Origin of the sequence: Anaerotignum lactatifermentans DSM 14214, from assembly GCF_900142265.1 — a bacterium.
Classification (GTDB): Bacteria; Bacillota; Clostridia; order Lachnospirales; family Anaerotignaceae; genus Anaerotignum; species Anaerotignum lactatifermentans.
On record NZ_FRAH01000034.1, the window covers coordinates 21,859 to 33,146 of the forward strand.

Sequence of the window (11,288 nt, forward strand, 5' to 3'; positions counted from 1 at the left end):
CAATTCCTCCTTTCGTTATTACCAGCTTGCTTTCTTTACGCCGGGAATCTGACCTTTGTATGCCAGTTCACGGAAGCAAATACGGCAAATTCCATATTTTTTCAGTACAGAGTGAGGTCTGCCGCACACTCTGCAACGTGTGTAAGCTCTTGTAGAGAATTTAGGTTTTCTCTGCTGCTTTACAACCATAGATGTTTTAGCCATTTTTGTCCCTCCCTTGATTATTTTGCGAATGGCATACCGAACAATCTCAGTAATTCTCTTGCTTCTTCGTCTGTTTTCGCTGTTGTTACGAAAACGATATCCATACCTCTGATTTTGTCTACTTTATCGTATTCGATTTCAGGGAAGATCAGCTGTTCTTTGATACCCATTGTGTAGTTACCTCTGCCGTCAAAGCTGTTCGCTTTCACACCACGAAAGTCACGTACACGAGGCAGCGCAATGTTGATCAGTCTGTCAGCGAATTCGTACATTCTGTCGCCTCTCAGTGTAACTTTGCAACCGATGTTCATGCCTTCACGCAGTTTGAAGTTTGCAACGGATTTTTTTGCTTTTGTTACCAGAGGTTTCTGACCGGAGATGGTAGCCATATCCTTTACAGCGCCGTCCAGAACTTTCGCATTTTCTTTTGCTTCGCCTACGCCCATGTTGATGATGATTTTTTCAATCTTGGGTACAGCCAGCTTGTTTGTATATGAAAACTTTTTAGTCATTTCAGGGATAATTTCTGTGTTATAGAAATCTCTTAATCTGCTCATTGTTTACCTCCTTTCACAGGGATTAGTCGATAACTTCGCCTGTTTTTTTCGCTACTCTTACTTTTTTACCGTCTTTGATCATTGCACCCAGGCGTGTTGCTTTGCCGTTGTGCAGGTACATTACGTTGGAAGCGTGGATGGAACCTTCTTTTTTCACGATGCCGCCCTGCTGATTCTGCATGGAGGGTTTTGTGTGTTTGGAAATCATGTTTACGCCTTCAACGATGACACGGTTGTTTTTTCTATCTACATGAAGGATCTTGCCTTCTTTGCCTTTGTCTTTACCAGCGATGACAACAACTTTGTCACCTGTTTTCAATTTCATGTTAGCCACCTAGCACACCTCCTTATAATACTTCCGGTGCCAGAGAAAGAATTTTCATGAACTGTTTCTCTCTCAGCTCTCTTGCAACGGGCCCGAAGATACGAGTACCTCTGGGGTTTTTGTCATCTTTGATGATAACTGCTGCGTTTTCGTCGAATCTGATATAGCTGCCGTCTGCTCTGCCTACGGGATGAACGGTTCTAACGACTACTGCTTTCACAACGTCGCCTTTTTTAACAACACCGCCGGGTGTTGCGTCTTTAACTGCAGCTACGATAATATCGCCAACTCCTGCATATCTTCTGGTGGAACCACCCAGTACTCTGATGCAAAGGAGTTCTTTTGCTCCTGAATTGTCTGCTACTTTCAATCTGGTTTCTTGCTGAACCATCTAAATTCCTCCTCTCTGCAGGATTATTTTGCTTTTTCGATGATGCTTACAAGTCTCCATCTCTTGTCTTTGGACAGAGGTCTTGTTTCCATAACCTTTACACGGTCGCCGATACCGCATTCGTTGTTTTCGTCATGGGCTTTCAGCTTGTAAGTTCTGTTTACGATCTTACCATACAAAGGGTGTTTTACTTTATCTTCTACAGCAACTACGATTGTTTTGTCCATCTTGTCGCTGACTACTCTACCGATTCTGGTTTTACGAAGATTTCTTTCTTCCACGTTGTGTGCCTCCTTTCGCTAAACCGTGTTTATTATTTTACTTCTCTTGCTTTCTGTGTCATTACTGTCTGGATTCTTGCGATGTTCTTACGAACTTCCTTGATTCTTGCTGTGTTATCCAACTGATTTGTTGCGTTCTGGAATCTCAGGTTGAACAGTTCTTTTTTAGCGGAAACAAGGTCCTTCTGTAATTCATCAGCAGTTTTACCCATCAATTCACTTACATAACCTTTTGTTTTCACTGATGATCACCTGCCATTTCTGCTGCTTCTGCCTTGGAAACGATTTTGCACTTGATGGGCAGTTTGTGGATTGCCAGTCTCAGTGCTTCTCTTGCTGTTTCTTCTGCAACGCCGCCGATTTCAAACATAACTCTGCCGGGTTTTACTACTGCTACCCAATATTCGGGAGCGCCTTTACCGGAACCCATACGAGTACCGATAGGTTTTGCGGAAACGGGTTTGTCAGGGAAAATTTTGATCCAAACGTCACCGCCACGTTTAATATGTCTTGTCATCGCAACACGAGCTGCTTCGATCTGATTGGATGTGATCCATGTGGGTTCCATAGCCATGATACCGAAGTCGCCGTAAGTAACTTTGTTACCTCTGTAAGCGCGGCCTTTCATAGAACCTCTCTGCTGTTTACGATGTTTTACTCTTTTAGGCATTAACATAATTACTTAGCGCCTCCTTCCTTTTTCGCTGCTTTTACAGGAAGTACCTCACCTTTGTAAATCCAAACCTTTACGCCCAGTTTGCCGTATGTTGTATCAGCTTCTGCGAAGCCGTAGTCGATGTCTGCGCGCAGTGTCTGCAGGGGGATGGTACCGTCATGGTAGCTTTCAGTACGAGCAATATCAGCGCCGCCCAGACGACCGCTTACTGCTGTTTTGATACCTTTTGCACCGAATTTCATTGTTCTGCCCATTGCCTGTTTCATTGCACGACGGAATGTTACACGGTTTTCCAGATCCAGTGCGATTCTTTCAGCAACCAGCTGAGCGTCTGTTTCGGGTCTTTTGATTTCTTCGATGTTCACAGCAACCTTCTGGCTTGTCATTTTCTGGATTTCGCCTTTCAGTTCTTCGATTGCCTGACCATTTTTACCGATTACGATACCGGGTTTTGCTGTATATACGCTAATCTTTACGCGACCAGCTGTTCTTTCGATAGCGATTTTGGAAACGCCTGCTGCGTAGAGTTTCTTTTTGATGAATTTTCTGATTTTAACGTCTTCTACCAGGTAATCAGCAAAGTCTTTTTCAGCATACCATTTGGTATCCCAGTCTTTGATGATACCGACTCTTAATCCATGTGGATTTACTTTCTGTCCCATTGTGTACCTCCTTATCTCTCATTGAGAATGATGGAAATGTGGCAAGATCTTTTCAGAATGCGGTAAGCTCTGCCCTGTGCTCTGGGGCGGATTCTCTTCATTGTAGGACCCTGATCTGCACTTACCTCTTCTACATACAGTTTGCTCACGTCCATACCCAAGTTGTTTTCTGCGTTTGCCATTGCGGATTTCAGAACTTTTGCAATGATTTCAGAAGCATATCTTGGAGAATAATTCAACATCGCTGCTGCTGTTACAACGTCTTTGCCTTTGATCTGATCCAGAACGATTTTTGCTTTTGTTGCAGGAATACCTACATATTTAGCAGTAGCGTGGGGTCTTTTTTCCTGTGTTGCAATGTTTCTTTCTTTCTTAATTTGGCTTCTATGACCTTTTGCCATGAACGAAACCTCCTTTCGTTTCAAACTTATTACCGAACTCTAGATTTCTTTTCTGCGTCTTTGCCGTGGCCTCTGTAAGTTCTTGTCAGAGCGAATTCGCCCAGTTTGTGGCCAACCATGTCTTCTGTGATATATACGGGAACATGTCTTCTGCCGTCATAAACCGCGATTGTATGACCGATCATATCGGGGTAGATTGTAGAACGGCGAGACCATGTTTTGATTACGTTCTTTTCGCCTGCTGCGTTCATTGCGTCGATTTTCTTCAGCAGATGATCGTCAGCGAAAGGTCCCTTTTTCAGTGATCTGCTCATTATTTCATCCTCCTTGTTTCATGCTCTGTGCTCAAGCGGCACATCGAAATTCATTAGCCGTTTCTACGACGAATGATATATTTGTTGGAAGCTTTGTGTTTGTTTCTTGTTTTGTAGCCCATTGCAGGTTTGCCCCAAGGTGTCATAGGAGATGGACGACCGATAGGTGCTCTACCTTCACCACCGCCGTGAGGGTGATCGTTAGGGTTCATTACGGAACCTCTTACTGTAGGTCTGATACCCATGTGACGTTTTCTACCTGCTTTACCGATGTGAACCAGTTCGTGGTCGATGTTACCAACCTGACCGATTGTAGCTCTGCATTCGATGGGCAGCAGTCTCATTTCGCCGGAGGGCAGTTTAACTGTTGCATATTTGCCTTCTTTTGCCATCAGCTGTGCAACGTTACCAGCGGAACGAACCAGCTGGCCGCCTTTGCCGGGTTTCATTTCGATATTGTGGATGTTTGCACCAACGGGGATCATGCTCATAGGCAGTGTGTTACCTACTTTAACTTCAGCTTCAGGACCGTTCATTACGTGGTCGCCAACATGCAGACCAACGGGAGCCAGAATGTAGGATTTTGTACCGTCAGCGTAAACGATCAGAGCGATGTTTGCTGTTCTGTTGGGATCGTATTCGATTGCTTTTACTGTTGCAGGAATACCATCTTTGTTGCGTTTGAAGTCTACCAGTCTGTATTTGATCGCAGCGCCGCCGCCTTTGTGACGAACTGTGATTTTACCCTGGTTATTTCTACCGGAGTTTTTCTTCAGGTGTACCACCAGAGATTTCTCGGGTGTGGATTTTGTGATTTCATCAAATGCGGACACTGTCATGTGTCTTCTGGACGGTGTATATGGCTTATATCTTTTAATTGCCATTTTTTCCACTCCTTTCGATAAGTGTTTATCTGTCTACACGTTTCCGTGTGTTTTGCGTTCAAGTGCCTTCCGGATTACATACCCTGGAAGATTTCGATGTCTTTGCTGTCAGCAGCCAGTTTCACTACTGCTTTTTTGAATTTCTTTGTTTTGCCGAAGATATAACCTCTTCTTTTGGGTTTGCCACTGTAGTTCATTGTGTTAACAGCTGCTACCTTCGCGCCTTCGAACATTTTTTCAACTGCTTCTTTTACCTGAGCTTTTGTAGCTTCGGGATGAACCAGGAAAGTATATTTTTTATCATCCAGAACAGCCATACTGTTTTCTGTGATAACGGGTCTCAAGATTACGTCATAATATTTCAGATCTGCCATTATGCGTACACCTCCTCGATTTTCGCTACCGCGTCTTTTGTTACAACCAGTGTGTTGTATTTCAGCAGGTCGTAAACGTTGATTGTGCTTACGGAAGCTGTTTTTACATCAGGGATGTTTCTAGCGGACAGCATTACGTTTGTGTTTGTACCATCCATAACGATCAGCGCTTTGCCGCAATTGATGTTAGCCAGTACTTTAGCCATATCTTTTGTCTTAACTTCTGCCAGGTTCAGTTCATCCAGAACGATGATTTTGCCTTCAGCAACTTTTGTAGACAGTGCGGACTGCAGTGCCAGTCTTTTTACTTTTTTGTTCAGTTTGAAGGAGTAATCTCTCGGCTTGGGAGCGAATACTACGCCACCGCCAACCCACTGAGGGGAACGGATGGAGCCGTGTCTTGCTCTACCTGTGCCTTTCTGTCTCCAAGGTTTTCTACCACCGCCACGTACTTCTGCACGTGTTTTTGTGCTCTGTGTGCCCTGTCTCTGGTTCGCCAGATACTGAACTACTGCCAGGTGCATCACATGTTCATTTGCTTCTATTCCGAAAATAGCGTCGTTCAGGTCGATGTTGCCTACCTGTTCGCCATTCATGTTCATTACTGCAACGTTTGCCATGTTAGTTTCCTCCTTTCGTAAAGTTTATCAAGCCTTTACGCTGTCTTTGATTACCAGAACAGAACCTTTAGGACCGGGAACTGCGCCTTTGATCAGCAGCAGGTTCTTTTCTGCATCAGCACGAACGATTTCAAGGTTCTGGATGGTTACTTTTACGCTACCCATGTGACCAGGCATTCTTTTACCTTTTTTAACACGGCTGGGTGTAGCGGAAGAACCCATGGAACCAACTACTCTGTGAGATTTGGAACCATGACCCATGGGACCTCTCTGTGCGTTATATCTCTTAATTGTGCTCTGGAAGCCTTTACCTTTGGAAACGCCGCTAGCGTCTACTTTGTCGCCTGCTGCGAATACGTCAGCTTTGATTTCAGCACCAACTTCGTAAGCGCTTGTGTCTTCCAGTCTGAATTCTTTCAGGTATTTCTTAGCAGCTACGCCTGCTTTGTCGAAATGACCTTTTGCGGGTTTGTTTACTTTTTTTGCTTTTGCATCCTTGAAACCAACCTGGATTGCTTCATAGCCGTCGTTTTCCATTGTTTTCTTCTGGATTACAACGCAGGGGCCTGCTTCAAGAACGGTAACCGGTACCAGTGCACCGTTTTCTGTGAAAACCTGTGTCATACCGATTTTCTTAGCCATAATAGCCTTTTTCATGTAGTTGCACCTCCTAAGTTTCTACAGCGGATTGCTCTCTTTTGAGAGTAATCATACTAGATTCATATAAGAGTCTTGCATGAAGATGTTTCTTATATAAACCGAGTGTTTTGGATAATTTCTTTTATTTGAAATCAGCGGTCGTTGCTTCCGTCTGTGATTTCCGTGATCTTATTTCATCACTTTCAGTGTGATGTCTACGCCTGCGGGCAGGTCCAGACGGCTCAGAGCGTCTGCTGTTTTGCCTGTAGGGCTCAGAATGTCGATCAATCTCTTGTGAGTTCTCATTTCGAACTGTTCTCTGGAGTCTTTGTATTTGTGTGTTGCTCTGATGATGGTCACAACTTCCTTCTTAGTGGGAAGTGGAATAGGACCACTGATCTGCGCTCCTGTTTTCTTTGCTGTTTCAATGATCTGCGCTGCAGACTGATCGATCAGCTTGTGATCGTAAGCTTTGAGACTGATTCTGATTTTTGGGTTAGCCATAAAAAAAGTCCCCTCCTTTTCGTACTTTAACTTTCAGCACGACAAGTGGTGACTGCACACTTATCCGGGTGTATCCTGCAACGAAAGATACGCAAAGTTATCCTGTCGAGATAACTTACCCTAAATATTCAGTACAGTGACCTTGTCGCCCGGTTTCTTGAACTGGACATCGCTCCTCGGAAAAACCTTCAAGCCGCTCAATTCGGCTCTCAGCAACCTTCCGTATCAACACTCTATGTCACAACACAAACAAGTATACACGACTTTTCCTGATTTGGCAAGAGTTTTTTTGTATTTTTTCTAAAAAATTTCTTAGAATTTTAACAAAAAACATTTGTCCATTTCGCGCAAAACTTAAACAAAATAAACAAGTGTATACACGTACTTCTGCATAATGCATCCCTCTTTTGTTTCTCTTGTACAAAACAGGCACCTGAATTTCTCCGTTTTTGCACGCATAAATAAGGTACCTCTTTCATATACCCTCACAATCTTTCTTTTCTTTTGATATTCCCATTTTTTCCAGATTTTATACCTGCATCCTCTCATTGCAATTACGGAGTTTCTTCCTATATATAATAGTAGAAATTCCTTTCTCACAAAAACAAAAAAATCGGAAACCCCCATTTCTGAGAATTTCCGATTTGCTTTTTATGAAAACGCTTATCTGCGTACGCAGTCCTTTGTGATTTCCTTCAGGCTATGTACACCGCACATTGCCATGGTATCTTTCAGTTCTGCGCCCAGTTTTTCCACCAGAGCCGCAACGCCTTCTTCCGCAGCGCCGTAAATGACGTTTACGAAAGGACGACCGATGAGCACACCGTCTGCACCCAAAGCCAGAGCTTTGAATACATCCATACCAGAACGGATACCGCCGTCTACCAGAATGGTCATTTTGCCGCCAACAGCTTCTACGATTTCAGGCAGAACTTCTGCTGTTGCGGGGCACTGATCCAGTACACGACCGCCGTGGTTGGAAACAACGATGGCAGCAGCGCCTGCTTCCAGTGCTTTTTTTGCACCGTTTACAGTCATGATGCCTTTCAGGATGAAAGGTACCCCTGCGTAAGAAATGATTTCTTTCAGTTCTTCCACAGTTTTGCTGCCTGCGGGAGGTGTCATATTTTTCAGGAAAGGCAGACCAGCCGCATCAATGTCCATAGCGATCATTTTTACGCCTGCTGCTTTTGCCATGTCAATTTTTTCTTTTACCAGTTCCATATTCCAGGGCTTGATGGTAGGAACACCCACACCGTCGGATGCTTTGATGGCTTCACATGCACCAGCAAATACATTATGGTCAGTACCGTCGCCAGTAAATGCCGCAATGCCGTTGTCCGCACATGCTTTTACCAGAATGTGGTTATATCCGTTGTCATCATACTTGTCACCGTAGTGCAGCTGCATAGCACCAATGGGTGCAGCAAAGAACGGATAATCATAAGTTTTTCCAAACAATTCAAATTTGGTGTCAACAGGTTTGTTTTCGCAAATAGTATCCATGTTTACGCAGATTTCCTGCCATTTCTGATAGTTGCGAATGAAGCCCGTACCAATTCCCTTTGCGCCAGGACCGGGAATCTGATTTTTACATGCCAAACCGTTGCAAACAGGACAAACCTTACAGTAAGGTCCCATTTCTCCTCTAGCCGCAGCCAATACTTCCTGATAATTCATAGAAATTTTTCCTCCACTCAAATAAATTGAATTTTTATCTTATGTATGAAATGGCGCATTAGTTCTTGAAGCTGTGGATAGGTGCGGGGATTCTGCCGCCTCTTGCGATGAAGTCTTCGCAGCTGTATTTGTTTACAGCCATGATGGGTGCATAACCCAGCAGACCACCGAATTCTACGGATTCGCCAACACCTCTGCCAATCACAGGGATCAGACGAACCGCAGTTGTTTTATTATTCACCATACCGATTGCAGCTTCATCGGCAATGATACCGGACAGTGTTGCAGGTGTGGTATCGCCAGGTACAGCGATCATGTCCAGACCAACGGAGCATACGCAAGTCATAGCTTCCAGTTTTTCCAGAGTCAAAGCGCCTTTTGCAGCTGCTTCGATCATACCATGGTCTTCGCTGACAGGAATGAACGCACCGCTCAGACCGCCAACGTAAGAGGATGCCATAACGCCGCCTTTTTTCACGTTGTCGTTCAGCAGAGCCAGAGCTGCTGTTGTACCAGGTGCACCGGGTTCAGCCAGACCCATTTCCTGGAAGATTTCCGCGATACTGTCACCAACAGCAGGTGTAGGTGCCAGAGAAAGGTCGATGATACCGAAAGGCACATTCAGACGTTTGGATGCTTCTCTTGCAATCATCTGACCAACACGAGTGATTTTGAATGCAGTACGTTTTACTGTTTCGCACAGTGTTTCAAAATCTTCGCCTCTTACTTCTTCCAGTGCTTTTTTCACAACGCCAGGGCCGCTAACACCAACGTTGATGGCACAGTCTGCTTCACCAACGCCGTGGAAAGCACCTGCCATGAAGGGGTTGTCTTCTACAGCGTTGCAGAATACAACCAGTTTTGCACAACCGATGCATTCTCTGTCTTTTGTCAGTTCTGCTGTTTTATGGATCACTTCGCCCATTTCTTTGACAGCATCCATGTTGATACCGTTACGGGAAGTACCGATATTTACGGAAGAACAAACAAAGTCTGTCACTGCCATAGCTTCAGGAATGGAAGCGATAAGTTTTCTGTCACTTTCGGTGTAGCCTTTCTGCACCAGAGCAGAAAAACCACCAATGAAGTTTACGCCTACGGCTTTTGCAGCACGATCCAATGTCTGCGCAATACTTACATAAGAATCTGTTTTGCAGCCAGCTGCTGCAATGGCAATGGGAGTTACGGAAATACGCTTGTTTACAACAGGCACGCCGTATTCCTTTGCCAGTTCGTCACCGACTTTTACCAGATCTTTGGCATAAGTGGTGATTTTATTGTATACCTTTTCGTTAAACTTATCAATATCCGCGTCAGCACAATCCAGCAGACTGATACCCATGGTGATGGTTCTCACGTCCAGATTGGCGTTGTCGATCATCTGATTGGTTTCTAAAATTTCATTTCTTGTAATCATCTGTTTGTGACCTCCCATCAAATGCGGTGCATTGCGTCAAAAATTTCTGTATGCTGCATTTTGATTGCCAGTCCCATTTCTTCCCCGATGGAAGCCAGACCGTCTGCTGTCTTGTCAAAATCCTGTGTCATTTCGGTGATGTCTACAACCATAACCATATCAAAATATCCGCCCACGATGGTCTGAGAGATGTCCAGAATATTCACATTCGCTTCAGACAAAAAAGTGCAAACTCTTGCGATAATGCCTACTTTGTCGTGTCCCAATACTGTAATTACTGCTTTTTTCATTGTTTCTGACCTCCTTGAAATTTAGAAAAACAAAATTTCCTTTCTGCGGCAAAGTCCATTCTGGCAAAATGGCAGTCTGCTCCAGCAAAAAAGCCTTAATAAACAGAAAAACAAGGCGTTTTCTGCACCTTGTTTTCTGTTTTATGGCACTATTCTAATACCAAAGACATAGAATGTCCAGTATTATTTTGTATTGTCACTGAACAAAAACACACTTTGACGTTACTTTATTTTTTTCAGCGTCAGAAAACCCAGTAAAATCAAGGCTTTCCGGCATTCTCCAAACTGAACTGTTTCATATTTCCCAAAATATTTCTTTCAAATTTTTACAAAATACGATGTTTTTTCCAATATCGTGTATGGTTCCGCACACAAAAAAGGTCATGCCCCAAAAGGGCATGACCACATTTTACTTTTGCTATATTTAAGGAAACAATTAGTTTGTAGCTTTGCTTGCTTTGTATTTTCTGATAGCATCAGCCAGTTTAGGCAGGATCTGTTTTACGTCACCTACGATACCCAGGTCAGATACTTCGAAAATAGGAGCTGTGTCGTTTTTGTTGATGGAGATTACCAGTTCGGAACCTTCCATACCAGCTACGTGCTGGATAGCACCGGAGATACCGCATGCCATATACAGGTCAGGACGTACTGTTTTACCTGTCTGACCAACCTGACGGTCTTTTTCGATCCAGCCAGCGTCTACACATGCTCTGGAAGAACCAACTTCTGCGCCCAGTGCATCTGCAACGTCTCTGATCATGTCGAAGCCCTGAGGACCGCCGATACCACGACCACCGGAAACGATCAGTTTTGCTTCTGTCAGGTCTACGGATTTCTTATCGGATTTTACAACTTCCAGAATTTCAACGTTCATGTCTGCTTCTGTGAAGTCAACGTCAAATTTGATCAGTTCGCCTTTTCTTGTTTCGTCCTTGTCGATTCTCTTCATAACGCCAGGACGTACGGTAGCCATCTGAGGTTTTGTTCTAGGGCACATCAGAGTAGCCATGATGTTACCGCCGAATGCAGGACGAGTCATCAGCAGAGCTCTTGTAGGATCTGCGCA

Annotated in this window: 19 protein-coding genes; all 19 read right to left on the reverse strand. The window is 44.2% G+C overall.

The window, feature by feature from the left end; all coding sequences use genetic code 11:
- Nucleotides 1-18 precede the first annotated feature (18 nt).
- Nucleotides 19-204, reverse strand: a complete 186-nt coding sequence (locus tag BUB35_RS10090) for a type Z 30S ribosomal protein S14 (protein ID WP_022253564.1) — start codon at nt 202-204, stop codon at nt 19-21.
- 17 nt (nt 205-221) lie between these two features.
- Nucleotides 222-761: a 50S ribosomal protein L5 gene (rplE, locus tag BUB35_RS10095; RefSeq protein WP_022253565.1), complete on the reverse strand. Its 540-nt coding sequence runs from the start codon at nt 759-761 to the stop codon at nt 222-224.
- 22 nt (nt 762-783) lie between these two features.
- Complete coding sequence (gene rplX, locus BUB35_RS10100; protein WP_022253566.1) at nt 784-1,086, reverse strand: 50S ribosomal protein L24; 303 nt, start codon at nt 1,084-1,086, stop codon at nt 784-786.
- Between the two features lie 22 nt (nt 1,087-1,108).
- The gene (rplN, locus tag BUB35_RS10105) at nt 1,109-1,477 is read right to left on the reverse strand and encodes a 50S ribosomal protein L14 (protein WP_022253567.1); all 369 of its coding nucleotides are present in this window, start codon (nt 1,475-1,477) and stop codon (nt 1,109-1,111) included.
- 23 nt (nt 1,478-1,500) lie between these two features.
- Entirely contained in the window at nt 1,501-1,758 is a 258-nt protein-coding gene (gene rpsQ, locus BUB35_RS10110; RefSeq protein WP_022253568.1) for a 30S ribosomal protein S17, read from the reverse strand.
- Nucleotides 1,759-1,790: 32 nt separating this feature from the next.
- Nucleotides 1,791-2,000 (reverse strand): 50S ribosomal protein L29, encoded by a 210-nt coding sequence (gene rpmC / locus BUB35_RS10115; RefSeq protein ID WP_022253569.1) that lies wholly within the window; start codon nt 1,998-2,000, stop codon nt 1,791-1,793.
- The gene (gene rplP / locus BUB35_RS10120) at nt 1,997-2,434 is read right to left on the reverse strand and encodes a 50S ribosomal protein L16 (RefSeq protein WP_022253570.1); all 438 of its coding nucleotides are present in this window, start codon (nt 2,432-2,434) and stop codon (nt 1,997-1,999) included. Before rplP ends, rpmC begins: the two co-directional genes overlap by 4 nt.
- Nucleotides 2,435-2,436: 2 nt before the next feature.
- Nucleotides 2,437-3,096 carry a 30S ribosomal protein S3 gene (gene rpsC / locus BUB35_RS10125; RefSeq protein WP_072851383.1) on the reverse strand — a complete coding sequence of 220 codons (660 nt, stop codon included), beginning with the start codon at nt 3,094-3,096 and terminating at the stop codon, nt 2,437-2,439.
- A gap of 11 nt (nt 3,097-3,107) precedes the next feature.
- Nucleotides 3,108-3,497, reverse strand: coding sequence for a 50S ribosomal protein L22 (rplV, locus tag BUB35_RS10130; protein ID WP_022253572.1), 390 nt, complete (start codon nt 3,495-3,497; stop codon nt 3,108-3,110).
- 29 nt (nt 3,498-3,526) lie between these two features.
- On the reverse strand, nt 3,527-3,811 hold the full coding sequence (gene rpsS / locus BUB35_RS10135; RefSeq protein ID WP_022253573.1) for a 30S ribosomal protein S19: 285 nt from the start codon (nt 3,809-3,811) through the stop codon (nt 3,527-3,529).
- 53 nt (nt 3,812-3,864) lie between these two features.
- Nucleotides 3,865-4,695 (reverse strand): 50S ribosomal protein L2, encoded by an 831-nt coding sequence (rplB, locus tag BUB35_RS10140; RefSeq protein ID WP_072851384.1) that lies wholly within the window; start codon nt 4,693-4,695, stop codon nt 3,865-3,867.
- Nucleotides 4,696-4,769: 74 nt separating this feature from the next.
- Complete coding sequence (gene rplW, locus BUB35_RS10145; protein WP_022365056.1) at nt 4,770-5,069, reverse strand: 50S ribosomal protein L23; 300 nt, start codon at nt 5,067-5,069, stop codon at nt 4,770-4,772.
- Complete coding sequence (gene rplD / locus BUB35_RS10150; RefSeq protein ID WP_022253576.1) at nt 5,069-5,689, reverse strand: 50S ribosomal protein L4; 621 nt, start codon at nt 5,687-5,689, stop codon at nt 5,069-5,071. Before rplD ends, rplW begins: the two co-directional genes overlap by 1 nt.
- 27 nt (nt 5,690-5,716) lie before the next feature.
- Entirely contained in the window at nt 5,717-6,346 is a 630-nt protein-coding gene (gene rplC / locus BUB35_RS10155) for a 50S ribosomal protein L3 (protein WP_022253577.1), read from the reverse strand.
- Nucleotides 6,347-6,517: 171 nt separating this feature from the next.
- The gene (rpsJ, locus tag BUB35_RS10160) at nt 6,518-6,832 is read right to left on the reverse strand and encodes a 30S ribosomal protein S10 (RefSeq protein ID WP_022253578.1); all 315 of its coding nucleotides are present in this window, start codon (nt 6,830-6,832) and stop codon (nt 6,518-6,520) included.
- A gap of 663 nt (nt 6,833-7,495) precedes the next feature.
- The gene (locus BUB35_RS10170; protein WP_072851388.1) at nt 7,496-8,512 is read right to left on the reverse strand and encodes an alpha-hydroxy-acid oxidizing protein; all 1,017 of its coding nucleotides are present in this window, start codon (nt 8,510-8,512) and stop codon (nt 7,496-7,498) included.
- Nucleotides 8,513-8,570: 58 nt separating this feature from the next.
- The gene (locus tag BUB35_RS10175; RefSeq protein ID WP_022253580.1) at nt 8,571-9,929 is read right to left on the reverse strand and encodes a PFL family protein; all 1,359 of its coding nucleotides are present in this window, start codon (nt 9,927-9,929) and stop codon (nt 8,571-8,573) included.
- A 17-nt stretch (nt 9,930-9,946) separates the two neighbouring features.
- A complete protein-coding gene (locus BUB35_RS10180) occupies nt 9,947-10,219 on the reverse strand; it encodes an ACT domain-containing protein (protein ID WP_072851390.1) in 273 nt (90 codons plus the stop codon).
- A gap of 436 nt (nt 10,220-10,655) precedes the next feature.
- A partial coding sequence (locus tag BUB35_RS10185) for an electron transfer flavoprotein subunit alpha/FixB family protein (protein WP_143158971.1) occupies nt 10,656-11,288 on the reverse strand: 633 nt, incomplete at its 5' end.

What these genes read in the sequence shown, in the direction of transcription:
- rplD (WP_022253576.1), bottom strand. Translation starts at nt 5,689, where the DNA reads ATGGCAAACGTTGCAGTAATGAACATGAATGGCGAACAGGTAGGCAAC.
- rpsC (WP_072851383.1), bottom strand. Translation starts at nt 3,096, where the DNA reads ATGGGACAGAAAGTAAATCCACATGGATTAAGAGTCGGTATCATCAAA.
- rpsJ (WP_022253578.1), bottom strand. Translation starts at nt 6,832, where the DNA reads ATGGCTAACCCAAAAATCAGAATCAGTCTCAAAGCTTACGATCACAAG.
- rplV (WP_022253572.1), bottom strand. Translation starts at nt 3,497, where the DNA reads ATGGCAAAAGGTCATAGAAGCCAAATTAAGAAAGAAAGAAACATTGCA.
- rplC (WP_022253577.1), bottom strand. Translation starts at nt 6,346, where the DNA reads ATGAAAAAGGCTATTATGGCTAAGAAAATCGGTATGACACAGGTTTTC.
- rpsS (WP_022253573.1), bottom strand. Translation starts at nt 3,811, where the DNA reads ATGAGCAGATCACTGAAAAAGGGACCTTTCGCTGACGATCATCTGCTG.
- BUB35_RS10175 (WP_022253580.1), bottom strand. Translation starts at nt 9,929, where the DNA reads ATGATTACAAGAAATGAAATTTTAGAAACCAATCAGATGATCGACAAC.
- rplE (WP_022253565.1), bottom strand. Translation starts at nt 761, where the DNA reads ATGAGCAGATTAAGAGATTTCTATAACACAGAAATTATCCCTGAAATG.
- BUB35_RS10170 (WP_072851388.1), bottom strand. Translation starts at nt 8,512, where the DNA reads ATGAATTATCAGGAAGTATTGGCTGCGGCTAGAGGAGAAATGGGACCT.
- BUB35_RS10180 (WP_072851390.1), bottom strand. Translation starts at nt 10,219, where the DNA reads ATGAAAAAAGCAGTAATTACAGTATTGGGACACGACAAAGTAGGCATT.
- rplP (WP_022253570.1), bottom strand. Translation starts at nt 2,434, where the DNA reads ATGTTAATGCCTAAAAGAGTAAAACATCGTAAACAGCAGAGAGGTTCT.
- rplW (WP_022365056.1), bottom strand. Translation starts at nt 5,069, where the DNA reads ATGGCAGATCTGAAATATTATGACGTAATCTTGAGACCCGTTATCACA.
- rplB (WP_072851384.1), bottom strand. Translation starts at nt 4,695, where the DNA reads ATGGCAATTAAAAGATATAAGCCATATACACCGTCCAGAAGACACATG.
- rplX (WP_022253566.1), bottom strand. Translation starts at nt 1,086, where the DNA reads ATGAAATTGAAAACAGGTGACAAAGTTGTTGTCATCGCTGGTAAAGAC.
- rplN (WP_022253567.1), bottom strand. Translation starts at nt 1,477, where the DNA reads ATGGTTCAGCAAGAAACCAGATTGAAAGTAGCAGACAATTCAGGAGCA.
- BUB35_RS10090 (WP_022253564.1), bottom strand. Translation starts at nt 204, where the DNA reads ATGGCTAAAACATCTATGGTTGTAAAGCAGCAGAGAAAACCTAAATTC.